Origin of the sequence: Burkholderia sp. BCC1640 (assembly GCF_902833125.1) — a bacterium.
Taxonomy (GTDB): domain Bacteria; phylum Pseudomonadota; class Gammaproteobacteria; order Burkholderiales; family Burkholderiaceae; genus Burkholderia; species Burkholderia diffusa.
This window is the reverse complement of the sequence record NZ_CADFEF010000007.1, coordinates 147,956-174,290: the sequence shown is the minus strand read 5'-3', so window position 1 is coordinate 174,290 and position 26,335 is coordinate 147,956. Positions and strand designations below refer to the sequence as shown.

At 67.3% G+C, this 26,335-nt stretch carries 23 protein-coding genes and 1 riboswitch; of the genes, 22 read left to right on the top strand and 1 reads right to left on the bottom strand.

What is annotated here, in order from left to right; all coding sequences use genetic code 11:
* Positions 1-277 precede the first annotated feature (277 nt).
* From HWX25_RS10485 to thpR, 4 genes are all read left to right on the top strand, one after another.
* The gene (locus HWX25_RS10485) at positions 278-4,981 is read left to right on the top strand and encodes a glutamate synthase-related protein (protein WP_059820882.1); all 4,704 of its coding nucleotides are present in this window, start codon (positions 278-280) and stop codon (positions 4,979-4,981) included.
* 85 nt (positions 4,982-5,066) lie between these two features.
* Complete coding sequence (locus HWX25_RS10480; RefSeq protein ID WP_059820883.1) at positions 5,067-6,533, top strand: glutamate synthase subunit beta; 1,467 nt, start codon at positions 5,067-5,069, stop codon at positions 6,531-6,533.
* A 307-nt stretch (positions 6,534-6,840) separates the two neighbouring features.
* Positions 6,841-8,331 (top strand): alanine/glycine:cation symporter family protein, encoded by a 1,491-nt coding sequence (locus tag HWX25_RS10475; RefSeq protein ID WP_175908456.1) that lies wholly within the window; start codon positions 6,841-6,843, stop codon positions 8,329-8,331.
* Positions 8,328-8,876, top strand: coding sequence for an RNA 2',3'-cyclic phosphodiesterase (gene thpR, locus HWX25_RS10470; RefSeq protein ID WP_175908455.1), 549 nt, complete (start codon positions 8,328-8,330; stop codon positions 8,874-8,876). The genes HWX25_RS10475 and thpR overlap by 4 nt, the downstream gene beginning before the upstream one ends.
* A 67-nt stretch (positions 8,877-8,943) precedes the next feature.
* Here thpR and HWX25_RS10465 read toward each other — a convergent pair whose 3' ends face one another.
* Positions 8,944-10,713: an ABC transporter ATP-binding protein/permease gene (locus tag HWX25_RS10465; RefSeq protein ID WP_175908454.1), complete on the bottom strand. Its 1,770-nt coding sequence runs from the start codon at positions 10,711-10,713 to the stop codon at positions 8,944-8,946.
* A 269-nt stretch (positions 10,714-10,982) separates the two neighbouring features.
* Positions 10,983-11,106, top strand: a riboswitch (TPP riboswitch).
* A 234-nt stretch (positions 11,107-11,340) separates the two neighbouring features.
* Between HWX25_RS10465 and HWX25_RS10460 the strand changes: the two genes are divergently transcribed.
* The 18 genes from HWX25_RS10460 (at position 11,341) to hisB (ending at position 26,309) form a co-directional block, all read left to right on the top strand.
* Entirely contained in the window at positions 11,341-12,477 is a 1,137-nt protein-coding gene (locus tag HWX25_RS10460) for an FAD-dependent oxidoreductase (RefSeq protein ID WP_175908453.1), read from the top strand.
* Positions 12,478-12,509: 32 nt separating this feature from the next.
* Entirely contained in the window at positions 12,510-12,707 is a 198-nt protein-coding gene (gene thiS / locus HWX25_RS10455; RefSeq protein ID WP_014898319.1) for a sulfur carrier protein ThiS, read from the top strand.
* A 39-nt stretch (positions 12,708-12,746) separates the two neighbouring features.
* On the top strand, positions 12,747-13,562 hold the full coding sequence (locus HWX25_RS10450; RefSeq protein WP_175908452.1) for a thiazole synthase: 816 nt from the start codon (positions 12,747-12,749) through the stop codon (positions 13,560-13,562).
* On the top strand, positions 13,559-14,683 hold the full coding sequence (thiE, locus tag HWX25_RS10445) for a thiamine phosphate synthase (RefSeq protein WP_175908451.1): 1,125 nt from the start codon (positions 13,559-13,561) through the stop codon (positions 14,681-14,683). The genes HWX25_RS10450 and thiE overlap by 4 nt, the downstream gene beginning before the upstream one ends.
* An 84-nt stretch (positions 14,684-14,767) precedes the next feature.
* Positions 14,768-15,589 (top strand): ABC transporter ATP-binding protein, encoded by an 822-nt coding sequence (locus HWX25_RS10440; protein WP_059535623.1) that lies wholly within the window; start codon positions 14,768-14,770, stop codon positions 15,587-15,589.
* The gene (mlaE, locus tag HWX25_RS10435) at positions 15,586-16,353 is read left to right on the top strand and encodes a lipid asymmetry maintenance ABC transporter permease subunit MlaE (RefSeq protein ID WP_059535625.1); all 768 of its coding nucleotides are present in this window, start codon (positions 15,586-15,588) and stop codon (positions 16,351-16,353) included. The genes HWX25_RS10440 and mlaE overlap by 4 nt, the downstream gene beginning before the upstream one ends.
* Before the next feature lie 24 nt (positions 16,354-16,377).
* The gene (mlaD, locus tag HWX25_RS10430; protein WP_175908450.1) at positions 16,378-16,938 is read left to right on the top strand and encodes an outer membrane lipid asymmetry maintenance protein MlaD; all 561 of its coding nucleotides are present in this window, start codon (positions 16,378-16,380) and stop codon (positions 16,936-16,938) included.
* A 32-nt stretch (positions 16,939-16,970) separates the two neighbouring features.
* Complete coding sequence (locus HWX25_RS10425; protein WP_059820888.1) at positions 16,971-17,936, top strand: VacJ family lipoprotein; 966 nt, start codon at positions 16,971-16,973, stop codon at positions 17,934-17,936.
* A gap of 110 nt (positions 17,937-18,046) precedes the next feature.
* Positions 18,047-18,676, top strand: a complete 630-nt coding sequence (locus tag HWX25_RS10420) for an ABC transporter substrate-binding protein (RefSeq protein ID WP_059535680.1) — start codon at positions 18,047-18,049, stop codon at positions 18,674-18,676.
* A complete protein-coding gene (locus tag HWX25_RS10415; RefSeq protein WP_059820889.1) occupies positions 18,673-18,948 on the top strand; it encodes an STAS domain-containing protein in 276 nt (91 codons plus the stop codon). Before HWX25_RS10420 ends, HWX25_RS10415 begins: the two co-directional genes overlap by 4 nt.
* Before the next feature lie 192 nt (positions 18,949-19,140).
* The gene (locus HWX25_RS10410) at positions 19,141-20,067 is read left to right on the top strand and encodes an ABC transporter ATP-binding protein (protein WP_059535631.1); all 927 of its coding nucleotides are present in this window, start codon (positions 19,141-19,143) and stop codon (positions 20,065-20,067) included.
* Positions 20,064-20,819, top strand: coding sequence for an ABC transporter permease (locus tag HWX25_RS10405; protein ID WP_175908449.1), 756 nt, complete (start codon positions 20,064-20,066; stop codon positions 20,817-20,819). The genes HWX25_RS10410 and HWX25_RS10405 overlap by 4 nt, the downstream gene beginning before the upstream one ends.
* Positions 20,820-20,869: 50 nt before the next feature.
* Positions 20,870-21,109: a BolA family protein gene (locus HWX25_RS10400; RefSeq protein WP_006477131.1), complete on the top strand. Its 240-nt coding sequence runs from the start codon at positions 20,870-20,872 to the stop codon at positions 21,107-21,109.
* A 13-nt stretch (positions 21,110-21,122) separates the two neighbouring features.
* Positions 21,123-22,472, top strand: coding sequence for a UDP-N-acetylglucosamine 1-carboxyvinyltransferase (gene murA / locus HWX25_RS10395; RefSeq protein WP_059535635.1), 1,350 nt, complete (start codon positions 21,123-21,125; stop codon positions 22,470-22,472).
* Positions 22,469-23,122, top strand: coding sequence for an ATP phosphoribosyltransferase (hisG, locus tag HWX25_RS10390; RefSeq protein ID WP_006751807.1), 654 nt, complete (start codon positions 22,469-22,471; stop codon positions 23,120-23,122). The genes murA and hisG overlap by 4 nt, the downstream gene beginning before the upstream one ends.
* Positions 23,123-23,146: 24 nt before the next feature.
* A complete protein-coding gene (hisD, locus tag HWX25_RS10385; RefSeq protein WP_175908448.1) occupies positions 23,147-24,463 on the top strand; it encodes a histidinol dehydrogenase in 1,317 nt (438 codons plus the stop codon).
* A 119-nt stretch (positions 24,464-24,582) separates the two neighbouring features.
* Positions 24,583-25,656, top strand: a complete 1,074-nt coding sequence (gene hisC / locus HWX25_RS10380) for a histidinol-phosphate transaminase (protein ID WP_175908447.1) — start codon at positions 24,583-24,585, stop codon at positions 25,654-25,656.
* A 65-nt stretch (positions 25,657-25,721) separates the two neighbouring features.
* Positions 25,722-26,309, top strand: a complete 588-nt coding sequence (gene hisB, locus HWX25_RS10375) for an imidazoleglycerol-phosphate dehydratase HisB (RefSeq protein ID WP_006751804.1) — start codon at positions 25,722-25,724, stop codon at positions 26,307-26,309.
* The last annotated feature ends 26 nt before the right edge of the window (positions 26,310-26,335 follow it).

The window sequence follows — 26,335 nt, the reverse complement described above, 5'->3', positions numbered from 1 at the left end:
GGATCACGAGGCGGCGCTGCGGGCGCCGCTTCTTTTTGCACCAAAACGATACGTCCCCAATAAAACAGCACCAGATCAGAGCATGCGTTTAATTGGGGTTCGATCATGCGGTTTTTGTTGCTATTCCTTTGATTCGTCGCGTATATTCCGAATTCCGGTGGCCCGGGTGAAGCTCGCCCAACCACTGTCGGCCGTGCCGTCTCCCGTCGGGAGCGGGATCGACGGCAACAAAAAAATGGTTCAACGGCCCTCGCGGCCCCTTTACGACGGTGTCCCCATGAACGACCACCAGCAGCCGCTCGCCGCGGTGCCCGCCGCACAAGGTCTGTACGACCCGCAAAACGAACACGACGCCTGCGGCGTCGGCTTCGTCGCTCACATCAAGGGCAAGAAGAGCCACGAGATCATTCAGCAGGGTCTGAAGATCCTGGAGAACCTCGATCACCGCGGCGCGGTCGGTGCCGATCCGCTGATGGGCGACGGCGCCGGCATCCTGATCCAGATTCCGGACGCGTTCTATCGCGAGGAAATGTCGAAGCAGGGCGTGACGCTGCCGCCGGCCGGCGAATATGGGGTCGGGATGATCTTCCTGCCGAAGGAAAACGCGTCGCGTCTCGCGTGCGAGCAGGAGCTCGAGCGGACGGTGCGGGCAGAGGGTCAGGTCGTGCTCGGCTGGCGCGACGTGCCGGTCGACCATGCGATGCCGATCTCGCCGACCGTCAAGGCGAGCGAGCCGCTGATCCGTCAGATCTTCATCGGCCGCGGCAAGGACATCATGGTGACGGACGCGCTTGAGCGGAAGCTGTACGTGATCCGCAAGACCGCGAGCCACCGCATCCAGGCGCTGAAGCTCAAGCACGGCAAGGAATACTTCGTGCCGTCGATGTCGGCGCGCACGATCGTCTACAAGGGGCTGCTGCTGGCGGGCCAGGTCGGCGTGTACTACCGCGACCTGCAGGACGAGCGCGTCGTGTCGGCGCTCGCGCTCGTGCACCAGCGCTTCTCGACCAACACGTTCCCGGCATGGGAACTGGCTCACCCGTACCGGATGATCGCGCACAACGGCGAGATCAACACCGTGAAGGGCAACGTGAACTGGCTGAACGCGCGTACCGGCGCGATCGCGTCGCACGTGCTCGCCGACGATCTTCCGAAGCTGTGGCCGCTGATCTACCCGGGCCAGTCGGACACCGCGTCGTTCGACAACTGTCTCGAACTGCTGGTGATGGCCGGCTACCCGCTCGTGCACGCGGTGATGATGATGATCCCGGAAGCCTGGGAACAGCACACGCTGATGGACGAGAACCGCCGCGCGTTCTACGAATACCACGCCGCGATGATGGAGCCGTGGGACGGCCCTGCCGCGATCGCGTTCACGGACGGCCGCCAGATCGGCGCGACGCTCGACCGCAACGGCCTGCGCCCGGCGCGCTACATCGTGACCGACGACGACCTCGTCATCATGGCGTCGGAAGCCGGCACGCTGCCGATCCCCGAATCGAAGATCGTCAAGAAGTGGCGCCTGCAGCCGGGCAAGATGTTCCTGATCGACATGGAACACGGCCGCATCATCGACGACAAGGAACTCAAGGACAACCTCGCGAACGCGAAGCCGTACAAGAGCTGGATCGACGCCGTGCGCATCAAGCTCGACGAGATCGAGCCGAAGGCCGAGGACGTCGCGGCCGGCCGCACGCAGGGCGCGGCGCTGCTCGATCGCCAGCAGGCGTTCGGCTACACGCAGGAAGACCTCAAGTTCCTGATGGCGCCGATGGCGCAGCAGGGCGAGGAGGCCGTCGGCTCGATGGGCAACGACTCGCCGCTCGCGGTGATGTCGAACAAGAACAAGACGCTCTATCACTACTTCAAGCAGCTGTTCGCGCAGGTCACGAACCCGCCGATCGACCCGATCCGCGAGAACATGGTCATGTCGCTCGTGTCGTTCATCGGCCCGAAGCCGAACCTGCTCGACACGAACAACATCAACCCGCCGATGCGTCTCGAAGTGTCGCAGCCGGTGCTCGACTTCAAGGACATCGCGAAGATCCGCGCGATCGACCAGTACACGGGCGGCAAGTTCAGCGCATACGAACTGAACATCTGCTATCCGGTCGCGTGGGGCAAGGAAGGCATCGAGGCACGCCTCGCGTCGCTGTGCGCGGAAGCCGTCGACGCGGTCAAGTCGGGCTACAACATGCTGATCGTGTCGGACCGCAAGACGGACGCCGAGCACGTCGCGATTCCGGCGCTGCTCGCCACGTCGGCGATCCACACGCACCTCGTCCAGCAAGGGCTGCGCACGAGCACGGGCCTCGTCGTCGAGACGGGCTCGGCACGTGAGACGCACCACTTTGCGCTGCTCGCGGGCTATGGCGCGGAAGCCGTGCACCCGTACCTCGCGATGGAAACGCTCGCGAAGATGGCGGAAGGCCTGCCGGGCGACCTGTCGCCGGAGAAGGCCGTCTACAACTTCACGAAGGCGGTCGGCAAGGGCCTGCAGAAGGTGATGTCGAAGATGGGCATCTCGACGTACATGTCGTACACGGGCGCGCAGATCTTCGAAGCGCTCGGCCTGTCGAGCGACCTCGTCGAGAAGTATTTCAAGGGCACGGCATCGAAGGTCGGCGGCATCGGCCTGTTCGAAGTCGCGGAAGAAGCGATCCGCCTGCACCGCGATGCGTTCGGCGACAACCCGGTCCTGCGCGACATGCTCGACGCGGGCGGCGAGTACGCGTACCGCGTGCGCGGCGAAGACCACATGTGGACGCCGGACTCGATCGCGAAGCTCCAGCACGCGACGCGCAGCAACTCGTACCAGACGTACAAGGAATACGCGCACCTGATCAACGACCAGACCAAGCGTCACATGACGTTCCGCGGCCTGTTCGAGTTCAAGGTCGAGCCGACCAAGGCGATCCCGATCGACGACGTCGAGCCGGCGAAGGACATCGTCAAGCGCTTTGCGACGGGCGCGATGTCGCTCGGTTCGATCAGCACCGAAGCGCACGCGACGCTCGCGATCGCGATGAACCGGATCGGCGGCAAGTCGAACACCGGCGAAGGCGGCGAGGACGAGAAGCGCTACCGCAACGAACTGCGCGGCATTCCGATCAAGTCGGGCGAGACGCTGAAGTCGGTGATCGGCGACGAGATCGTGAGCGACATTCCGCTGAAGGACGGCGATTCGCTGCGCTCTAAGATCAAGCAGGTCGCGTCGGGCCGCTTCGGCGTCACCGCCGAGTACCTGGCATCGGCCGACCAGATCCAGATCAAGATGGCGCAGGGCGCGAAGCCGGGCGAAGGCGGCCAGCTGCCGGGCCACAAGGTGTCGGAATACATCGGCAAGCTGCGCTACTCGGTGCCGGGCGTCGGCCTGATCTCGCCGCCGCCGCACCACGACATCTACTCGATCGAGGATCTGGCGCAGCTGATCCACGACCTGAAGAACGTGAACCCGAGCTCGAGCATCTCGGTGAAGCTGGTGTCGGAAGTCGGCGTCGGCACGGTCGCGGCCGGTGTCGCGAAGGCGAAGGCCGATCACGTCGTGATCGCCGGCCATGACGGCGGCACGGGCGCATCGCCGCTGTCGTCGGTCAAGCATGCGGGCACGCCGTGGGAACTCGGCCTCGCCGAAACGCAGCAGACGCTGGTGCTGAACCGCCTGCGCGGCCGCATCCGCGTGCAGGCCGACGGCCAGATGAAGACGGGCCGCGACGTCGTGATCGGCGCGCTGCTCGGCGCGGACGAATTCGGCTTCGCGACGGCGCCGCTCGTCGTCGAGGGCTGCATCATGATGCGCAAGTGCCACCTGAACACGTGCCCGGTCGGCGTCGCGACGCAGGATCCGGTGCTGCGTGCGAAGTTCAAGGGCCAGCCCGAGCACGTGGTGAACTACTTCTTCTTCGTCGCCGAGGAAGTGCGCGAGATCATGGCGCAGCTCGGCATCGCGAAGTTCGACGACCTGATCGGCCGCGCCGACCTGCTCGACACCCGCAAGGGCATCGAGCACTGGAAGGCGAAGGGCCTCGACTTCTCGCGCGTGTTCTACCAGCCGGAAGAATGCGAGGACGTCGCGCCGCGTCACGTCGACGTGCAGGATCACGGCCTGGAGCGTGCGCTCGACCACGTGCTGATCGAGAAGGCGAAGGCCGCGATCGAGAACGGCGAGCACGTGTCGTTCATCCAGCCGGTGCGCAACGTGAACCGCACGGTCGGCGCGATGCTGTCGGGCGTGATCGCGAAGAAGCACGGCCACGACGGCCTGGCCGACGACGCGGTGCACATCCAGCTGAAGGGCACGGCCGGCCAGAGCTTCGGCGCGTTCCTCGCGAAGGGCGTGACGCTCGACCTCGTCGGCGACGGCAACGACTACGTCGGCAAGGGCCTGTCGGGCGGCCGGATCATCATCCGTCCGACCAACGACTTCCGCGGCAAGTCCGAGGAAAACATCATCTGCGGCAACACGGTGATGTACGGCGCGATCGAAGGCGAATCGTTCTTCCGCGGCGTCGCGGGCGAGCGCTTCTGCGTGCGTAACTCGGGCGCGACGGCGGTCGTCGAAGGCACGGGCGACCACGGTTGCGAATACATGACGGGCGGCACGGTCGTCGTGCTCGGCGAAACCGGGCGCAACTTCGCGGCCGGCATGTCGGGCGGTCTCGCGTACATCTACGATCCGGAAGGCACGTTCGCGGCGAAGTGCAACAAGTCGATGGTCGCGCTCGAGCCGGTGCTGCAGCAGGCCGAGCAGGAGCGCACGGTCGACCGCGCGCTCTGGCATGAGGGCACGACGGACGAAGCGTTGCTCAAGGGGCTCGTCGAGCGTCATTTCCAGTTCACGGGTTCGCCGCGCGCGAAGTCGCTGCTGGAAAACTGGGACGCGGCGCGCCGCCAGTTCGTGAAGGTGTTCCCGCACGAATACAAGCGCGCGCTGGGCGAGATCGGTGCGAAGAAGGCGGCGAAGGAAGTGCTGGCCGCCTGAGCGACGAACGACATAGCGAATGCCGCGCGCGCATGATTGCCGCGCGCGGCTCCCCCACCCGATACACCGAACAGAAGAGCACCTTATGGGCAAGGCAACCGGTTTTCTGGAGTTCGAACGCCGCCACGAGGCGTACGAAGCACCGCTCACGCGCGTGAAGCACTACAAGGAATTCGTCGCGGCGCTGACCGACGCGGACGCGAAGGTCCAGGGCGCGCGCTGCATGGACTGCGGCATCCCGTTCTGCAACAACGGCTGCCCGGTCAACAACATCATCCCGGACTTCAACGATCTCGTTTACCGCCAGGACTGGCAGCAGGCGATCGAAGTCCTGCATTCGACCAACAACTTCCCCGAGTTCACGGGTCGCATTTGCCCGGCACCGTGCGAGGCAGCCTGCACGCTCGGGATCAACGAGGATCCGGTCGGCATCAAGTCGATCGAGCACGCGATCATCGACAAGGCTTGGGCGGAAGGCTGGGTGAAGCCGCTGCCGGCCGAGCACAAGACGGGCAAGAAGGTCGCGGTCGTCGGTTCCGGCCCCGCGGGTCTCGCGGCCGCGCAGCAGCTCGCGCGCGCCGGCCACGACGTGACGGTGTTCGAGAAGAACGACCGCATCGGCGGCCTGCTGCGTTACGGGATCCCCGACTTCAAGCTCGAGAAGTGGCTGATCGATCGCCGCATGCGCCAGATGGAAGCGGAAGGCGTGACGTTCCGCACCAGCGTGTTCATCGGCAAGGACGCGCTGCCGGACTCGATCGGCAACATGGCGAAGGAAACCATTTCGCCGGAGAAGCTGAAGGAAGAATTCGACGCGGTCGTGATCGCGGGCGGTTCGGAAACGCCGCGCGATTTGCCGGTGCCGGGCCGCGAGCTCGCCGGCGTGCATTTCGCGATGGACTTCCTGCCGCAGCAGAACCGCGTGAACGCGGGCGACAAGCTCGTCGACCAGCTGCTCGCGAAGGGCAAGCACGTGATCGTGATCGGCGGCGGCGATACGGGTTCGGACTGCGTCGGCACGTCGAACCGTCACGGCGCGAAGCAGGTCACGCAGTTCGAACTGCTGCCGCAGCCGCCGGAAGAGGAAAACAAGCCGCTCGTATGGCCGTACTGGCCGATCAAGCTGCGCACGTCATCGTCACACGAGGAAGGCTGCGAGCGTGACTGGGCGGTCGCGACGAAGCGTCTCGAAGGCAAGAACGGCAAGGTCGAGAAGCTGATCGCGGTGCGCGTCGAGTGGAAGGACGGCAAGATGCAGGAAGTGCCGGGCTCCGAGTTCGAGATGAAGGCCGACCTGGTGCTGCTCGCGATGGGCTTCACGCAGCCGGCAGCCACCGTGCTCGAGGCGTTCGGCGTCGCGAAGGACGCACGCGGCAACGCGCGCGCGGCGACCGAAGGCGATCGCTCGTACTACACGTCGGTCGACAAGGTGTTCGCGGCAGGCGACATGCGCCGCGGCCAGTCGCTCGTCGTCTGGGCGATCCGCGAAGGCCGCCAGTGCGCGCGTTCGGTCGATGCGTACCTGATGGGGCATTCGGAACTGCCGCGCTAAGCTGAAGCGCGCGAGCGGGTTTCGAGGAAAACCGGGCGTCCGAAAGGGCGCCCGGTTTTTTTATGGTGCGGCGTTCCGTCGGTAATCAATCGTCCGCAGGCAGGCACCCGTCGTCCGCTGTCGCCGCGCCGCGCGCTCCGCATCTTTCCGAAGCGTCGCCTAACCTGATCACATCAGGTATCGATGTTCCGCGATCCGGTAACCTTTCGTTTTGTAATAATCATTGGAAATTGTCATATCATGTCGCCCGACCGGCCGCGTTCGCGCGGCCGCCGCATTTGACTGACCCCATTTACAAGGACTCTGAATGGAAGCATTCGTGCATGGGCTGATCGACGCCGTCAACGGCGTGCTGTGGAATTACGTGCTGATCGCGCTGCTGCTCGGCGCCGGCGCGTGGTTCACGTTGCGGTTCCGGATGATCCAGCTGAAGGCGCTGCTCCTCAGCATCAAGCTGGTCGGCAGCAAGGGCGAGCCGGGCAGCATCTCGTCGTTCCAGGCGTTCGCGACCGGCCTCGCGAGCCGCGTGGGCACCGGCAACATCGCCGGTGTCGCGGTCGCGCTGACGGTCGGCGGGCCGGGCGCGATCTTCTGGATGTGGATGACGGCGCTCGTCGGGATGTCGTCGGCGTTCGTCGAGGCGACGCTCGCGCAGATCTTCAAGGTGTCGCATCCGGACGGCAGCTATCGCGGCGGCCCCGCGTACTACATCCAGACGGGCCTGCGCTCGCGCGGCTTCGGCGTGCTGTTCTCGCTGTCGCTGATTCTCGCGTTCGGCTTCGTGTTCAACGCGGTGCAGGCCAATGCGATCGCCGATGCGTTCCATACGTCGTTCGGCTGGAGCCGCGAGACGGTCGGCCTCGGCCTCGTGCTGCTCACCGCGCCGCTCATCTTCGGCGGGATTCGCCGCATCGCGTCGGTCGCGCAGGTGATCGTGCCGGTGATGGCGATCGGCTACCTCGCGCTGGCCGTCTACGCGGTCGCGACGCACGTCGCGCTGGTGCCGGGCGTGATCGCGCTGATCGTAAAGAGCGCGTTCGGGCTCGAGCAGGCGGCGGGCGGCCTGACCGGCTACGCGGTCAGCCAGGCGGTCGCGATGGGCGTGAAGCGCGGATTGTTCTCGAACGAGGCCGGCATGGGTAGCGCGCCGAACGCGGCCGCGACCGCGAGCGTGCGGCATCCGGTCGTGCAGGGGCTGATCCAGATGCTCGGCGTGTTCGTCGACACGATCGTGATTTGCAGCGCGACCGCGTTCGTGATCCTGCTGTCGGGCCAGTACGAACTCGGCACCGGCATGGAGGGCGCGGCGCTCACGCAGCGCGCGATCGCGAGCCACGTGGGCGACTGGGGCGGCATCTACATGGCTGTTGCGATCTTCTTCTTCGCGTACTCGTCGGTGATCGGCAATTACGCCTACGCGGAAGGCAACGTCGACTTCATCACGAAGCGGCGCGGCGTGCTGCCGCTGTTCCGCATCGCGGTGCTCGGCATGGTGATGTTCGGCAGCGTCGGGCAACTGCCGCTCGTATGGGCGATGGCCGATACGAGCATGGGGCTGATGGCGATCATCAACCTGGTCGCGATCCTCGCGCTCGGCAAGTATGCGCATGCCGCGTGGCGCGACTATCGCCGCCAGCGCGCGGAGGGCATTGCCGATCCGGTGTTCACGCGCAACACGATTCCCGAGCTCGCGCGCGTGCTGCCGGCCGACGTGTGGGGCGAGCACGGCCCGCTGCCGCAGCGTCCGGTGTCGGCCGATGCGGTGGCCGAGGCGCGCGTGGCGGTGCGCGAGTCATGAACGGCGACCGGCTCCGTGCGTTCGTCGCGCTGATGCCCGATGCGGCATCGCGCGACGCGCTGCACGCGCTGCCGGTCACCCGAGGCGCGCGGCGCACGCTGCCCGCGCAACTGCACGTGACGCTCGCGTTCATCGGCGCGATCGAACGCGCGCGTTGCGACGCGCTGGCCGCACGCCTGCCGGCGCTCGCGGCCGCGCATGCGCTGCCGTTGCAGCCGGTCGAGCGGATTGCGTGGTGGCCGAGCCTGCCGCGCGCGAGGCTGATCGTCGCGGAACTCGCGCCCGATCCCGCCTGTGCGGCGCTGAATGCCGACTTGTCCGCGCTGCTGCTCGAACTGGGCGTGCCGGCCGACCGCCGGCCGTTCAGGCCGCACGTCACGCTCGCGCGGCTGCCGCGCGACGCGGACGGGCAGCCCGCGCACGGCGGTGCGACCGGGCGGCCGGTCGCGCTGCGTTTCGTCGCGCTGACGTTATTTGAAAGCCGGCTGTCGCACGAGGGCGTGTCGCATGTGCCGATCGTGTCGGTGCCCGTCGGGCGGGCGTAGCGGGAAGGCGGGCGGGACGAGGAAGAGAACAAGGCCGGCGCGGTATGCGCCGGCCTTTTTGTTTCGGTTACGCGGCGACTTTGTCGCTGTCGTTCACGCGTTCGACGTTGATCGTGCCGACGTGGAACGCGGCCAGCGATTCGCGATGCGCGATGCTGACGATCGCGGCTTTCGGCAGCCGTTCGGCGAGCAGGTGATAGAGCCGCGCTTCGTTGTCGGCGTCGAGCGCGCTCGTCGCTTCGTCGAGGAACAGAAAGTCGGGCTTGTGCAGCAGCACGCGCGCGCCGGCCAGACGCTGCTGTTCGCCCGGCGACAGCACGCGCGTCCAGTGGCCGGTCTCGTCGAGGCGGCCGACGTAGTCTTCCAGGCGGCACGCGCGCAGCGCGTCGCGGCACGCGTCGTCGGTGAATGCGTCGGGCGCGGCCGGATAGGTGAGCGCGGCCTTCAGCGTGCCGATCGGCAAGTAGCTGGTTTGCGGCACGAACATCATCCGCGCGCCGACCGGCGCGTCGATCGCCCCGTCGCCGAACGGCCACAGGCCCGCGAGCGCGCGCATGAACGTGCTCTTGCCGGAACCCGACTTGCCGACCACGAGCCAGCGCGAGCCGGGCTCGATCGTCACGTTGCCGATGTTCGCGAGCGCGTTGCCGTTCGGCAGCGCGAGCTTCAGCGACGACGTCGACAGCTTCGCGGCATCGACGTAGTGCAGGTTGATGCCGCCGTGCTCGGTCGCGGGCGACAGGCTTTCCTTCAGGTGCGACGTGCCCATCACACGCTTGAATTCACGCAGACGGTTGACGGTCGCGCGCCATTCGACGAGGGTCGAGTAACTGTTGATGAACCACGAGAACGAATCGCTGACGGTGCCGAACGCGGACGCAATCTGCATCAGCACGCCGAACGAGAACGCGCCCGCGAAATAGCGCGGCGCCGCGACGACGAGCGGAAAGATGATCGCGATCTGACTATAGAAGGCCGTGACGAACGTGAGGCGCTTCGTGTACTTCATCACGCGCCACCAGTTATCGCGAATGCGCATGAACAGCGTCTGCGCGGTGCCGATCTCGGTTTTCTCGCCGTCGTAGAACGCGATCTGCTCGGCGTTCTCGCGCACGCGGATCAAGCCGAAGCGGAAGTCGGCCTCGACGCGCTGTTGCTGGTAGTTGATCGACACGAGCGGGTGGCCGACCTTCTGGATGATCAGCGATCCGACCACCGCATACAGTGCGGCCGCCCAAACCATGTACCCGGGAATCGCGACAGGCGTCGCGCCGAGCGTGATCGTCAGCGCGCCCGCGAGCGACCACAGGATCGTGATGAACGACACGAGCGTGACGACCGTCGACAGCAGGTCGAGCGACAACGTGAGCGTGGCCGTCGCGAACGACTGGAGGTCGTCGGTGATCCGCTGGTCGGGGTTGTCGGCGAGGCGGTCGCGCTCGATCCGATAGAACGCGCGATCGCCGAGCCATTGGCCGAGGAAGCGATCGGTGAGCCACTGGCGCCAGCGGAACCCGAGCATCTGGCGCAGATAGCGGCCGTAGACGGCGAGGATGATGAATGCGAACGCGAATGCCGAGAACTGCATCAGCAGACCGGGGAAGTCTTGAACGTTCTTCGACTGCAGCGCGTTGTAGAACCCCACGTTCCACTTGTTCAGCTTGACGTTGATCCAGACCACGCAGAGATTGATCGCGATGATCGTGACCAGCAGCCCCCACGCGATTTTCCATTCGGACGACACCCAGTAGGGCTTGATGAGGCTCCACGCGGATACCGGGCGCTCGTCCTGCGGCGCGTCGGAGGCGGAGCGGACGGGATCGATCGATTGGGTCATGTGCTTCCTGATGAGTAGCCGGCGCGCGGACCGGGCGGAGCCGGACGCGCACCGCGATACGGTATGCCGGGACGGGGTGCCGACTGACGGCGGGCGTCCGGATGGTGGCCCGCGCGTCTTAAACGGCACTTAAGGCCGGCGGTGACGCGGCAACCGGCCGCTCGCGCGGCCAGCCTGCGGGCATTGTGCCAGAGCGGCGCGACGCGACGGCGAATTTGCCGCAAGGGGGACAGTTTGCGGCGCTTTCCGCTTTTATGGTCTAATGGCCGACGACGAAACAGGGGTGCTTCGAGCGCGGCCGACGGACAGTTCCGGGCGACGCGGCGAGGCTGAGAAAGACCCTTCGCACCCGATCCGGGTAATACCGGCGAGGGAAGTTTCTGATCCCGCCGGGCCGCGCTGGCTGCCATCCCACATGGTCAGCGCCCGAGTCCCGCCCGGCCGGCCTTTGCTGCCGGTTTCGTCCTTTTGGGTACGCGCGTTGCGCGTTACGGAAGGAATGATGACCGCTCAATCTTCAGTCTTTTGCGCTGTTCCCGATCCGCTGTCGCGTGCGTCCGCACGGGACGGTGCGCGCGCGTCGACGTTCGTCGCACGCGCCCGCGCGGTTCGCGAGGAGGGCGCGCGATGAACCTCCACGCTTCCCGGCCCGATTTCGCGGTACTCGGCGGCGGCCTCGTCGGCCGTCTGATCGCGTGGCGGCTTGCGGGCGACGGGCATCGCGTCGCGTTGTACGAGCGCGGCGGCCCGGACGGCGAGCAGTCGGCCGCGTGGGTCGCGGCCGCGATGCTCGCGCCGCTCGCCGAGGCGGCGAGCGCCGAGCTGCTGATCACCGAGCTCGGCGCGGCATCGCTCGCGCGCTGGCCGCAATGGCTCCCGGAACTGCCCGAACCTGTGTTCTTCCAGCAGCACGGCACGCTCGTCGTCTGGCATCAGGCGGATCGCGCCGAGGCGCCGCTGTTCGAGCGGCGCGTGCGCGCGAACGCGCCGGCCGAGCTGTTCGACGGTGGCTTCGTCGCGCTGGCCGGCGCGCAGGTCGACGCGGCCGAGCCCGCGCTCGCGGGGCGCTTCGCGCGCGGCCTGATGCTGTCGCGCGAGGGGCAGCTCGACAACCGGCAGGCGCTGCGCGCACTCGCGGCGGGCCTCGCGCAACGCGGCGTCGAGCTGCACTGGCACGCGACGATCGACGACGCGAACCGGCCCGACGCGCATTTCACGATCGATTGCCGCGGGCTCGGCGCGAAATCCGCGCTGCCCGCGCTGCGCGGCATCCGCGGCGAAGTCGCGCGCGTGCGCGCGCCGGGCATCGGGCTCACGCGGCCCGTGCGGCTGCTGCATCCGCGCTATCCCCTTTACATCGCGCCGAAACAGGACGACCTGTACGTGATCGGCGCGACCGAAGTGGAGGGCGAGGACATGTCGCCCGTGAGCGTGCGCTCGGCGCTCGAACTGCTGAGCGCGGCATTTTCCGTGCACCCGGCGTTCGGCGAGGCGCGCATTCTCGAACTGAACGCGCAATGCCGCCCGACGTTGCCCGATCACCGCCCGGCGGTGATCTGGGACGGCGCGACGACGCTGGCCGTCAACGGCCTGTACCGGCACGGCTTCATGATCGCGCCGGAAGTCGCGCACGCGGCGGTTGCGTTCGCGCAAGCCGCGCTCGGCGGTGCATTCGCCGATGCCGACGCGTTCGCCGCGTGGCGCGACGCCGCGCGCTGGCCGACGCTCCTTCATCACCGCGACGACGCGCGCCAGCCGGCCTGACGCGCGCCGCCGACCGAATTCGATCAAGCCTCATGGATATCCAGATCAACCAACAGACGCTGACGCTGCCCGACGGCGCGACGGTGGCCGACGCGCTCGCCGCGTACGGCGCGCGTCCGCCGTACGCGGTCGCGCTGAACGGCAATTTCGTCGCGCGCACGCAGCATGCGGCGCGCGCGCTCGCGACGGGCGACAAGCTCGACGTCGTGCACCCCGTCGCGGGCGGCTGAGCGCCGCCGGTTCGCCCTCCGCTCTTCCAGGAAAACGACATGACGTCCCTCACTTCCGCCGACGCGCTGACGCTGTACGGCGAAACCTTCGCAAGCCGCGTGCTGCTCGGCACGTCGCGCTACCCGTCGCTGCAGTCGCTGTCCGATTCGATTGTCGCGTCGCGCCCCGGGATGGTGACGGTCGCGCTGCGCCGCCAGATGACCGGCGGCACCGCCGAGGCCGGCTTCTTCGATCTGCTCAAGCGTCACGCGGTGCCGCTGTTGCCGAACACGGCCGGCTGCCAGACCGTCGCCGAAGCGGTGACGACCGCGCACATGGCGCGCGAGGTCTTCGATACCGACTGGATCAAGCTCGAGCTGATCGGCGACGACTACACGCTGCAGCCCGACCCGGTCGGGCTGATCGAGGCGGCCGCGCAACTGGTCAAGGACGGCTTCAAGGTGCTGCCGTACTGCACCGAGGATCTCGTGATCGGCCGGCGTCTGCTCGACGTCGGTTGCGAGGCGCTGATGCCGTGGGGCGCGCCGATCGGCACGGGCAAGGGCGTCGTGAATCCGTACGGGCTGCGCGTGCTGCGCGAGCGGCTACCGGACGTGCCGCTGATCGTCGACGCCGGGCTCGGCGTGCCGTCGCACGCGTGCCAGGTGATGGAGTGGGGCTTCGACGGCGTGCTGCTGAACACGGCCGTGTCGCAGGCCACGCATCCGGACATCATGGCGCGTGCGTTCGCGCAAGGCGTCGAGGCCGGCCGTGCGGCCTATCTCGCCGGGCCGATGGATGCGCGCGAGACTGCGCACGCGAGCACGCCGGTCGTCGGGATGCCGTTCTGGCACCAGGACGGGGGCGGCGCATGAGCGTGCGCTTCGCCGATGCATTCTGGCCGCCGGCCGACGAGCTGGCCGAAGCGGCCGAGCGGATTCGCGCCCGCCTGGGCGACTGGCCGACCGGCACGACGCCGTGGCGGCTGTGCGTCGCGGCGCCCGACGTGCCGGCCGACGGCGACGTGCTGATCGTGTCGGCCGGCGATCGAGCCGCGCAGGCGCGCGCGTCGGCTGCGTCGCGCCCCGCGTCGCCGGACGCGGTCGCGATCGAGTTCGACGAACACGGCGCGGTGCTGCACGCCGCGGGCGTGCGCTACGCGCTGGAAGCCGCGCATCCGCTCGCCGACGACTGGATCGCGGCGCTCGCGGCGTTCCTCGATTGCGGCTTCGCGCCGATCGACGCGCTGGTGCTCGCGCTCGCGTGGCGCGACGGCGACGAAGCGCGCGGGGCCGATGCGTGGCCGGTCGATGCCGCGCGGTTCCCGCGCGTCGCGGGCCTGGCCTCGGCACCCGAGCCCGCATTCCCGCCGTGCCCCGCGCAACTTGGCCTTTATCCGGTCGTCCCCGACGCCGAATGGGTCGAACGCGTGCTCGAGTGCGGCGTGCGAACCGTTCAGCTGCGCGTGAAAGGCGCGGATCCGGACGCGTTGCGCCGGGAAGTCGCGCGGGCGGTCGCGGCGGGGCGCCGTTATCCCGGTGCGCGCGTGTTCATCAACGATCACTGGCAGATCGCGATAGAAGAGGGCGCGTACGGCGTACATCTGGGTCAGGAGGACCTGGAAACGGCCGATCTGGCCGCGATCGCGCGCGCCGGCCTGCGGCTCGGGCTGTCGAGTCACGGTTATTACGAGATGTTGCGCGCGTTGCACGAGCGCCCGAGCTATCTGGCGCTCGGCCCCGTGTACGCGACCGCGACCAAGGCGGTCGCGGCGCCGCCGCAAGGCCTTGCGCGGATTGCCCGCTATGCGCGCTTCGCGGGCGCGCGGGCGCCGCTCGTCGCGATCGGCGGCGTGGGGCTCGACGCGTTGCCGGACGTGCTGGCGACGGGCGTCGGCAGCGTCGCGGTGGTCAGCGCGGTCACGGGCGCAGACGATTATCGGGCGGCAATTGTTGCGTTGCAGCAATGTTTTGCCCGACAATTTGACAATCATTGACCGCAGGGCCCGGAACGGCGTCACGACATCATTCCAATGCAGGCCCTATAATTCGGCGTTCTGCGTAAAAGGACTGTCAGCTCCGTGAGCCCCACTCCTACCGAGACACTGCTGGAACTTCGCGACGTCGACTTTGGCTACGGCGACCGCCTCGTCCTGTCGAACCTGAACATGCGCTTCGGGCGCGGCCAGGTCGTCGCCGTCATGGGCGGGTCGGGTTGCGGCAAGACGACCGTGCTGCGCCTGATCGGCGGCCTGGTGCGCGCACGCCGCGGCCAGGTGCTGTTCGACGGCGCCGACGTCGGCGCGCAGACGCGCGACGGCCTGTACGCGCTGCGCCGCAAGATGGGCATGCTGTTCCAGTTCGGCGCGCTGTTCACCGACATGTCGGTGTTCGAGAACGTCGCGTTCGCGCTGCGCGAACACACCGACCTGCCCGAAGACCTGATCCGCGACCTGGTGCTGATGAAGCTCAACGCGGTCGGCCTGCGCGGCGCGCGCGACCTGATGCCGTCCGAGGTGTCGGGCGGGATGGCGCGCCGCATCGCGCTCGCGCGCGCGATCGCGCTCGACCCGCAGCTCATCATGTACGACGAACCGTTCGCGGGCCTCGATCCGATCTCGCTCGGCATCACGGCGAACCTGATCCGCACGCTGAACGAGGCGCTCGGCGCAACGTCGATCCTCGTCACGCACGACGTGCCGGAATCGTTCGCGATCGCCGACTACGTGTATTTTCTGGCCAATGGCGGCGTGCTCGCGCAGGGTACGCCCGACGAGCTGCGCGCGTCGACCGACCCGAGCGTGCGCCAGTTCATCGACGGCGCGCCGGACGGCCCGTTCAAATTTCATTACACGAGCCCGCCGCTGGCTGCGGATTTCGGGCTCGGCGGAGGGCGCGCATGATCAGCGCGATCGGACGTTACGTCATCGGCGGCCTCGAGCGCGCGGGCTACGGCACGCGGCTGTTCGTGCGCCTCGTGCTGGAATTCTTTCCGCTGCTGCGCCGGCCGCGGCTGGTCACGAAGCAGATCCACTTCCTCGGCAACTATTCGTTCGTGATCATTGCCGTGTCGGGCCTGTTCGTCGGCTTCGTGCTCGGCCTGCAGGGCTATTACACGCTGAACCGCTACGGGTCCGAGCAGGCGCTCGGCCTGCTGGTCGCGCTGTCGCTGGTGCGCGAGCTCGGCCCGGTCGTGACCGCGCTGCTGTTCGCGGGCCGCGCGGGCACGTCGCTCACGGCCGAGATCGGCCTGATGAAGGCCGGCGAGCAGCTCACCGCGCTTGAGATGATGGCCGTCGATCCGCTCAAGACGGTGATCGCGCCGCGCCTGTGGGCCGGCATCATCGCGATGCCGCTGCTCACCGCGATCTTCAACGCGGTCGGCGTGCTCGGCGGTTATTTCGTCGGGGTCGTGCTGATCGGCGTCGACCCGGGCGCGTTCTGGTCACAGATGCAGGGCGGGGTCGAAGTGTGGGCCGACGTCGGCAATGGCGTGATCAAGAGCATCGTGTTCGGGTTCGCCGTGACCTTCATTGCACTGTTTCAGGGGTATGAAGCGAAGCCCACGCCCGAGGGCGTGTCGCGCGCGACGACCAAGACGGTCGTGTTCGCGTCGCTCGCCGTACTCGGCCTCGATTTCCTGCTGACCGCGCTGATGTTCAGCTAAGCCTCAGCCAAGCCAAATTTTGGGATGACGATGAAAAAGACTGCTCTCGACTTCTGGGTCGGCCTGTTCGTGGTGGTGGGCTTCCTTGCGGTGCTGTTCCTGGCGCTCAAGGTCGGCAACATGAGCTCGCTGTCGTTTCAGCCGACCTACTCGGTGAGGATGAAATTCGACAACATCGGCGGGCTGAAGCCGCGCGCCGCCGTGAAGAGTTCGGGCGTCGTGGTCGGCCGCGTGAAGTCGATCGCCTTCGACACCAACACCTACCAGGCGCTGGTGACGATCGATATCGACGGCCAGTATCCGTTCCCGAAGGATTCGTCGGCGAAGATCCTGACGTCGGGCCTGCTCGGCGAGCAGTACATCGGCCTCGATCCGGGCGGCGACACCGAAATGCTGAAGGCGGGCGATACGATCACGATGACGCAATCGGCGATCGTGCTCGAGAACCTGATCGGCCAGTTCCTGTACAGCAAGGCAGCCGACGCGGGTGGCGCGAAGCCGGCATCGGGGGCCTCGGCCGCGCCGGTCGCGCCCGCGCCGGTCGCGGTGCCGGCCTCTGCGGTGTCCGGTTCGACCGCCCAATAACCACACGAGAGAAAGACAAGAGGGTAATGACCATGCAGACGATCCGCATCAGGCACGCCGCGCTCGCGGTGGCGGCAGTCGCCGCGTTGAGCGGTTGCGCGACCGTGCAGACGCCGACCAAGGGCGATCCGCTCGAAGGCTTCAACCGGTCGATGTACAAGTTCAACGACACGGTCGACACGTACGCGCTGAAACCGGTCGCGAAGGGCTACCAGTACGTGGTGCCGCAGCCGGTGCGCGACAGCGTGACGAACTTCTTCTCGAACATCGGCGACGTCTACATCGCCGCGAACAACATCGTGCAACTGCGAATCGCGGACGGCGTCGGCGACATCATGCGCGTCGTGATCAACACGGTGTTCGGCGTCGGCGGCCTGTTCGACGTCGCGACGATCGCGAAACTGCCGAAGCACACGGCCGACTTCGGGATCACGATGGGCCGCTACGGCATGCCGTCGGGCCCGTATCTCGTGCTGCCGCTGCTCGGTCCGAGCACGCTGCGCGACACGGCAGGCCTCGGCGTCGACTACGTGGGCAATCCGCTCACCTACGTGAAGCCGGACAGCCTGAGCTGGGGCCTGTTCGGCGTGAACCTCGTCAACACGCGTGCGAACCTGCTCGGCGCGGGCGACGTGCTGGATGCCGCGGCGCTCGACAAGTATTCGTTCGTGCGCAACGCGTACCTGCAGCGCCGCCAGATGCTGATCGACAACGCGCGCGGCGAGGCCTCGACGGCGTCGAGCAACGACGCGCTGCCGAAGTACGACCTGCCGGACGACGGCGCGGCACCGGCGGCAGCCGGCGCGGCGGGAACGGCGGGTGCGGCCGCGATCGGCGGCGCGACGGCGCCGGCCGGCGCATCGGGCGCGGCCGTTGCCGCACCGGCGTCGGGCAGTGCCGAAGCACCGAACCCGGCCAGCGCGACGAACGTGCCGGCAATGCAGATGACGCCGCCCGCTCCGGGCGGGATTCGTTTCCCGAGCATCAAGCTGCACTGACCCATTTACATTCGTTACAGCCGGAAACGATTGAGTCGGTGGCGCACGCGAACTTGCGCGTAAGCTACCGGCTCCAACCTACGCATCGACTCTTCATGCAGGTCACTATGATGAAAAAACTGTTCCTGATCCCCGTTTTCGCGGCGCTGTTCTCGTTCGGCAGCGCAGCTCACGCGCAAGTCGACCAGTCGAACCCGCAGGCGCTGATCAAGACGGCGACGCAGCAGGTCCTCGACGAGGTCAAGCAGCAGACGATCAAGCAGGGCGACACCAACCGCATCATTACGATCGTCAACAAGGACATCCTGCCGTACACCGATTTCCGCCGCACCACGCAGCTCGCGATGGGTCGCAACTGGCGCACGGCATCGGCCGAGCAGCAGCAACAGGTTCAGGAGCAGTTCAAGCTGCTGCTGATCCGCACGTATTCGGGCGCGCTCGCGCAGCTGAAGCCGGACCAGCAGATCCAGTACCCGCCGTTCCGCGCCGATCCGGCCGACACCGACGTGGTCGTGAAGACGGTCGCGATGAACAACGGCCAGCCGGTCCAGATCGACTATCGCCTGTACAAGTCGGCGAATGGCTGGAAGGTGTATGACCTGAACGTGCTCGGCGCGTGGCTGATCCAGACGTACCAGCAGCAGTTCAACGAGAAGATCCAGCAAAGCGGCGTGGACGGCCTGATCCAGTTCCTGACGCAGCGCAACCAGCAACTTGCCGCCGGCAAGCAGGCGTCGTGAGCAGCTTCGAAGCAGGCTCTTCGCTGACCGTCGCGAGCGCGAAGTCCGCGCTCGCGGACGGTCTTGCGCGCATCGGCGCCGGCGCGACCGCCGTCGATTGCTCGGCGCTGACGCAGTTCGACTCGTCCGCGCTCGCCGTGCTGCTCGCATGGCAACGTGCCGCCAAAGCGCGCGGCGCGACCCTCGACCTCCTCAATCTCCCGCAGAAGCTCGCCAGCCTCGCGCGCGCCTACGGCGTCGACGCGCTCATCGACGGCACCGGGCGACATTGACCCTGTCCGACCGAAGCCTGCCGCGCCAGCCGGCGCGCGCACGCTTCAGGCCGCGCGCCTCCTGCGCCGGCCCCACCAGCCGGTTTGCCCTATAATCAAGCGTTTTGCGGGGCAGCCAATCGGCGTCCGGCCCCCATTTTCTTTCGCAGCAAGCACAGAATAGGCGTCGCGGCCCTTGCGCCGCGCACAGTCATGTCAGCCATAGAAATCCGTCACGTCAAGAAGCGCTACAAATCGCTTCAGGCGCTCAAGGGCGTCAGCCTGTCGGTCGAGGAAGGCGAGTTTTTCGGTCTGCTCGGCCCGAACGGCGCAGGCAAGACCACGCTCATCAGTATCCTCGCCGGGCTTGCCCGGGCCGATGAAGGCAGTATCTCGGTGCGCGGCCACGACGTCGTCAAGGACTTCCGCGATGCGCGCCGCGCGCTCGGCGTCGTGCCGCAGGAACTCGTGTTCGACCCGTTCTTCACCGTCCGCGAGACGCTGCGGATCCAGTCCGGCTATTTCGGGCTGCGCCACAACGACGACTGGATCGACGAAGTGATGGCCAATCTCGACCTCACCGAGAAGGCCGACGCGAACATGCGCGCGCTGTCGGGCGGGATGAAGCGCCGCGTGCTGGTCGCGCAGGCGCTCGTGCACCGGCCGCCCGTGATCGTGCTCGACGAGCCGACCGCCGGTGTCGACGTCGAACTGCGCCAGACGCTGTGGCAGTTCATCTCGCGGCTGAACCGCGAGGGCCACACGATCGTCCTGACCACCCATTACCTGGAAGAAGCCGAGTCGCTGTGCGACCGCATCGCGATGCTGCGTCGCGGTGAAGTCGTCGCGCTCGATCGCACCGACGCGCTGCTGCGCCGCTTCGCGGGCCTGCAGCTGTACCTGCGGTTCTCGACCGGCGCGCTGCCCGCCGAGCTGCGCGGGCTGGAGACCGATCCGGCCGCGCGCGCGCCGGGCGAGCATCTGCTGCGTCTCACGAGCTACGACGATGTCGAGCGCATCCTCGCGCAGTGTCGCGCGGCCGGCTGCACGTTCGACGAGATCGAGGTCCGCAAGGCCGACCTCGAGGATGTGTTCGTCCAGGTGATGAACGGGGCCGAGGTCATCGAGGGTCTGGCATGAGCGGTTTTCAAACGCTGTTCTACAAGGAACTCCTGCGCTTCTGGAAAGTGTCGTTCCAGACGGTGTGCGCGCCGATCGTGACGGCGCTGCTGTACCTGACGATCTTCGGCCATGCGCTGTCGGGCCGCGTCGAGGTGTATCCGGGCGTCGAGTACGTGAGCTTTCTCGTGCCGGGCCTCGTGATGATGAGCGTGCTGCAGAACGCGTTCGCGAACAGCTCGTCGTCGCTGATCCAGTCGAAGATCACCGGCAACCTCGTGTTCGTGCTGCTGCCGCCGTTGTCCTACAGGGACATCTTCGGCGCGTACGTCCTTGCGTCCGTCGTGCGCGGGCTCGCGGTCGGCACGGGCGTGTTCGTCGTGACGATCTGGTTTATCCCGATGCATTTCGCGGCGCCGTTGTTCATCATCGCGTTCGCGCTGCTCGGCTCGGCGATCCTCGGCACGCTCGGGCTGATCGCCGGCATCTGGGCCGAGAAGTTCGATCAGCTCGCCGCGTTCCAGAACTTCCTGATCATGCCGCTGACGTTCCTGTCCGGCGTGTTCTATTCGACGCACTCGCTGCCGCCCATGTGGCGCGAGATCTCGCGTCTCAACCCGTTTTTCTACATGATCGACGGCTTCCGTTACGGGTTCTTCGGCGCGTCCGACATCAACCCGCTCACGAGCCTCGCGATCGTCACCGGTTTCTTCGTGCTGCTCGCGATGTTCGCGATGCGGCTGCTCGCGACCGGCTACAAACTGCGTCATTGATATCGACGGCGGCGGCCGCCACAGGCGGCGCGCGCCGACAGGAGCCCCTCATGTTGCCGACTCCCGAACAGGTCAAGCAATACATCGCCGGCGGTCTCGCCTGCACTCATCTGGAAGTCGAAGGCGACGGCCAGCATTTCTTCGCGACGATCGTGTCGGCGGCCTTCGAAGGCAAGCGGCCGATCCAGCGGCACCAGCTCGTTTATGCGGCGCTCGGCGATCGCATGAAGCAGGAAATTCACGCGCTCAGCATGAAGACGCTGACGCCCGCCGAATGGCAGAACGCATAACCGGAACCACTGAGTGCAAGTCACCGTCAACGAGCGCGACGCCGTCCAGAGCGTCGCCACGGCACACCCGGCCGCCAACGGGGAATCGCAGGGACATGGGATGGACAAGCTGGTGATCGAAGGCGGTCGCCGGTTGTCGGGCGAGATCGTCGTGTCGGGCGCGAAGAACGCCGCGCTGCCGATCCTGTGCGCGGGGCTGCTCAGCGCCGAGCCGGTCGAACTCGACAACGTGCCGAACCTGAAGGACGTGCGCACCACGCTGAAGGTGCTGAACCAGATGGGCGTGAAGAGCGAAACGGACGGCTGCCGCGTGCAGCTCGACGCGTCGCGCGTCGACAACCTCGTCGCGCCGTACGAGCTCGTCAAGACGATGCGCGCGTCGATCCTCGTGCTCGGGCCGCTGCTCGCGCGCTTCGGCGAGGCGAAGGTGTCGCTGCCGGGCGGCTGCGCGATCGGCGCGCGGCCGGTCGACCAGCACATCAAGGGCCTGCAGGCGATGGGTGCCGAGATCAGCATCGAGCACGGCTTCATCGAGGCACGCGCGAAGCGCCTGAAGGGCGCGCGCATCGTGACCGACATGATTACGGTGACGGGCACGGAAAACCTGCTGATGGCCGCGACGCTGGCCGATGGCGAGACGGTGATCGAGAACGCGGCGCGCGAGCCGGAAGTGAGCGATCTCGCGCACCTGCTGGTCGCGATGGGCGCGAAAATCGACGGCATCGGCACCGACCGCCTCGTGATCCAGGGCGTCGAGCGGCTGCATGGCGCACGCCATTCGGTGATTCCCGACCGCATCGAGGCCGGCACGTTCCTGTGCGCGGTCGCGGCGGCGGGCGGCGACGTGATGCTGACGGGCGTGCGCCCGCACATCCTCGACGCGGTGATCGACAAGCTGCGCGAGGCCGGCGTGTCGATCGAGGAAGGCGACAGCTGGCTGCGCGTGAAGATGGACCGCCGCCCGTCGGCGGTGACGATTCGCACGTCGGAATACCCGGCGTTTCCGACCGACATGCAGGCGCAGTTCATGGCCCTCAATTCGGTCGCGACGGGCACCGCGCAGGTCGTCGAGACCATTTTCGAGAACCGCTTCATGCACGTGCAGGAGCTGAACCGGCTCGGCGCGAACATCACGATCGACGGCAACACGGCGCTCGTGACCGGCGTCGACAAGCTGTCCGGCGCGAACGTGATGGCGACCGACCTGCGCGCGTCGGCGAGCCTCGTGATCGCCGGGCTGCGCGCCGAAGGCGAAACGCTCGTCGACCGCATCTATCACCTGGACCGCGGCTACGACCGCATGGAAACCAAACTGACCGCCGTCGGCGCGAACGTGCGCCGCCTCTCCGGGAGCCAAGCATGACCGCGCCGCTGACCCTCGCCCTGTCGAAGGGCCGGATTTTCGAGGAAACCCTGCCGCTGCTGGCGGCCGCCGGCGTGCAGGTGGCCGAGGATCCGGAAACGTCGCGCAAGCTGATCCTGCCGACGACCGATCCGAACCTGCGCGTGATCATCGTGCGCGCGAGCGACGTGCCGACCTACGTCGAATACGGCGCGGCCGATTTCGGCGTGGCCGGCAAGGACGTGCTGGTCGAGCACGGTGGCTCGGGCCTGTACCAGCCGATCGACCTGAACATTGCGCGCTGCCGGATGTCGGTGGCGGTGCCGGCCGGTTTCGACTATGCGAACGCGGTGCGCCAGGGCGCGCGCCTGCGGGTCGCGACCAAATACGTCGAAACGGCACGCGAGCACTTCGCCGCGAAAGGCGTGCACGTCGACCTGATCAAGCTGTACGGCTCGATGGAGCTGGCGCCGCTGGTCGGGCTGGCCGACGCGATCGTCGACCTCGTCAGCTCGGGCGGCACGCTGAAGGCGAACAATCTGGTCGAGGTCGAGGAGATCATGGCGATCTCGTCGCGCCTCGTCGTGAACCAGGCTGCGCTGAAGTTGAAGCGCGCGGCGCTCAAGCCGATTCTCGACGCGTTCGAACGCGCGTCGCAGAATGGCAATTGAGCGCATCACCGTAACGGAATTCCCATGGCCATCACCATCCGCAAACTCGATTCGACGAGCGACGGCTTCGACGCCGCGCTGCGTGCGGTGCTCGCGTTCGAGGCGAGCGAGGACGAAGCGATCGAGCAGTCGGTCGCGAAAATTCTCGCCGACGTGAAGTCGCGCGGCGACGCCGCGGTGCTCGAGTACACGAACCGCTTCGACCGGCTGGACGCGAGCAGCGTCGCCGCGCTCGAGCTGCCGCAGGACGCGCTGCAGACGGCGCTCGACGGCCTCGCGCCGAAGGCGCGCGCGGCGCTGGAAGCCGCTGCCGCGCGCGTGCGTGCGTACCACGAGAAACAGAAGATCGAGTGCGGCACCCATAGCTGGCAGTACACGGAAAGCGACGGCACGGTGCTCGGCCAGAAGATCACGCCGCTCGACCGCGTCGGCCTGTACGTGCCGGGCGGCAAGGCCGCGTATCCGTCGTCGGTGCTGATGAACGCGATTCCCGCGCGCGTCGCGGGCGTCGGTGAGATCGTGATGGTCGTGCCGACCCCGGACGGCGTGAAGAACGACCTCGTGCTCGCCGCGGCGCTGCTCGGCGGCGTCGATCGCGTGTTCACGATCGGCGGCGCGCAGGCGGTTGGCGCGCTCGCATACGGCACGGCCACGGTACCTGCGGTCGACAAGATCTGCGGGCCGGGCAATGCATACGTCGCGTCGGCGAAGCGCCGCGTGTTCGGCACGGTCGGCATCGACATGATCGCCGGCCCGTCGGAAATCCTCGTGCTGTGCGACGGCACGACCGATCCGAGCTGGGTCGCGATGGACCTGTTCTCGCAGGCCGAACACGACGAGCTCGCGCAGTCGATCCTGCTGTGCCCGGACGCCGCGTTCCTCGAGCGCGTCGAGAAGGCGATCGACGAGCTGCTGCCGACGATGCCGCGCCAGGACGTGATCCGCGCGTCGCTGGAAGGCCGCGGCGCGCTGATCAAGGTGCGCGACATGGCCGAAGCGTGCCGGATCGCGAACGATATCGCGCCGGAGCACCTCGAGATTTCCGCGCTGGAGCCGCAGCAATGGGGCCAGCAAATCCGCCACGCCGGTGCGATCTTCCTCGGCCGCTACACGAGCGAAAGCCTCGGCGACTACTGCGCGGGCCCGAATCACGTGCTGCCGACGTCGCGCACCGCGCGCTTCTCGTCGCCGCTCGGCGTGTACGACTTCATCAAGCGTTCGAGCCTGATCCAAGTCAGCGCCGAAGGCGCGCAGACGCTGGGCGAGATCGCCTCGGAGCTTGCATACGGCGAAGGGCTGCAGGCGCACGCGCGCAGCGCCGAGCTCCGGATGAAGGGGTGACGCGCGCCGGAGCCGCTGCCGACGCAGCGGTTCCGGTCGATGAGGAGGCCCGGCGCAGGGCGGCAGCCGCCGCCTTGCCGACCATTTGACGCCGGCGCGACGCACGCCGGCTTGAGACCATGACGACGCCACAAGACATCATCCGCCGCGACGTGCTCGCGATGACGAGCTACCCGGTGCCCGACGCGAGCGGCTTCGTGAAGCTCGACGCGATGGAGAACCCGTATTCGCTGCCGGCACCGCTCGCGGCGGCGCTCGGCGAACGCCTCGCGCAGGTCGCGCTGAACCGCTACCCGGCGCCGCGCCCGGGCGCGCTGCTCGACAAGCTGCGCCGTGCGATGGGCGTGCCGGCCGCATGCGACGTGCTGCTCGGCAACGGCTCGGACGAAATCATCAGCATGATGTCGGTGGCGTGTGCGAAACCGGGCGCGAAGGTGCTCGCACCGGTGCCGGGTTTCGTGATGTACGAGTTGTCGGCGAAGTTCGCGCAGCTCGAATTCGTCGGCGTGCCGCTCAAGGCCGACCTGACGCTCGACGCCGACGCGATGATCGCGGCGATCGCCGAGCACCGGCCCGCGCTCGTCTATCTCGCTTACCCGAACAACCCGACCGGCACGCTGTACGACGAAGCCGACGTCGAGCGGATCATCGCGGCCGCGCAGCACAGCCTGATCGTGATCGACGAGGCGTACCAGCCGTTCGCGGAGCGCTCGTGGCTGCCGCGCGCCGCCGAGTTCGATAACGTCGTCGTGATGCGCACGGTGTCGAAGCTCGGCCTCGCGGGGATCCGCCTTGGTTATCTCGCCGGGCTGCCGGCGTGGCTGACCGAGTTCGACAAGGTGCGCCCGCCGTACAACATCAACGTGCTGACCCAGGCAACCGCCGATTTCCTGCTCGACCACCTCGACGTGCTCGATGCGCAGGCGGCCGAACTGCGTGCGGAACGCACGCGCCTCGCGCAGGCCGTGGCCGCGCTGCCGGGCACGACGGTGTTCCCGAGCGCCGGCAATTTCCTGCTGGTGCGCGTGCCGGACGCAGCCGCTGTGTTCGATGCACTGCTCACGGAGCGGGTGCTGGTCAAAAACGTGAGTAAAATGCATCCGTTGCTGTCCGAATGCGTGCGGCTGACCGTCGGTTCTCCCGACGAAAACGCGCGCCTGCTGGCTGCTTTGAAACTCGCACTGCCCGGTTGAGCCCAGGGCGCGGCGGCGCGCGACGATCAATCCCCATTTACATCAGACTCAATCAAGGAATTGCCATGCGTGTGGCGGAAGTCGTTCGCAATACCAGCGAAACGCAGATCCGTGTGAAGCTCGATCTCGACGGGACGGGCCGGCAGAAGCTGGCCACCGGCGTGCCGTTTCTCGACCATATGCTCGACCAGATCGCGCGACATGGTCTGATCGATCTCGAGGTCGAAGCGCATGGCGATACCCATATCGACGACCACCACACGGTCGAGGATGTCGGCATCACGCTCGGTCAGGCCGTCGCGAAGGCGATCGGCGACAAGAAGGGCATCCGCCGCTACGGCCACTCGTACGTGCCGCTCGACGAGGCGCTGTCGCGTGTCGTGATCGACTTCTCGGGCCGGCCCGGTCTTGAATTCCACGTGCCGTTCACGCGTGCGCGGATCGGCACGTTCGACGTCGACCTTTCCATCGAATTCTTCCGCGGGTTCGTGAACCACGCGGGCGTCACGCTGCACATCGACAACCTGCGCGGCATCAACGCGCATCACCAGCTCGAAACGGTGTTCAAGGCCTTCGGCCGGGCGCTGCGTGCGGCGGTGGAGCTCGACGAGCGCGCGGCGGGACAGATTCCGTCGACGAAGGGCAGCCTCTAACTTCCGAACGGACAGGACGCCAACGA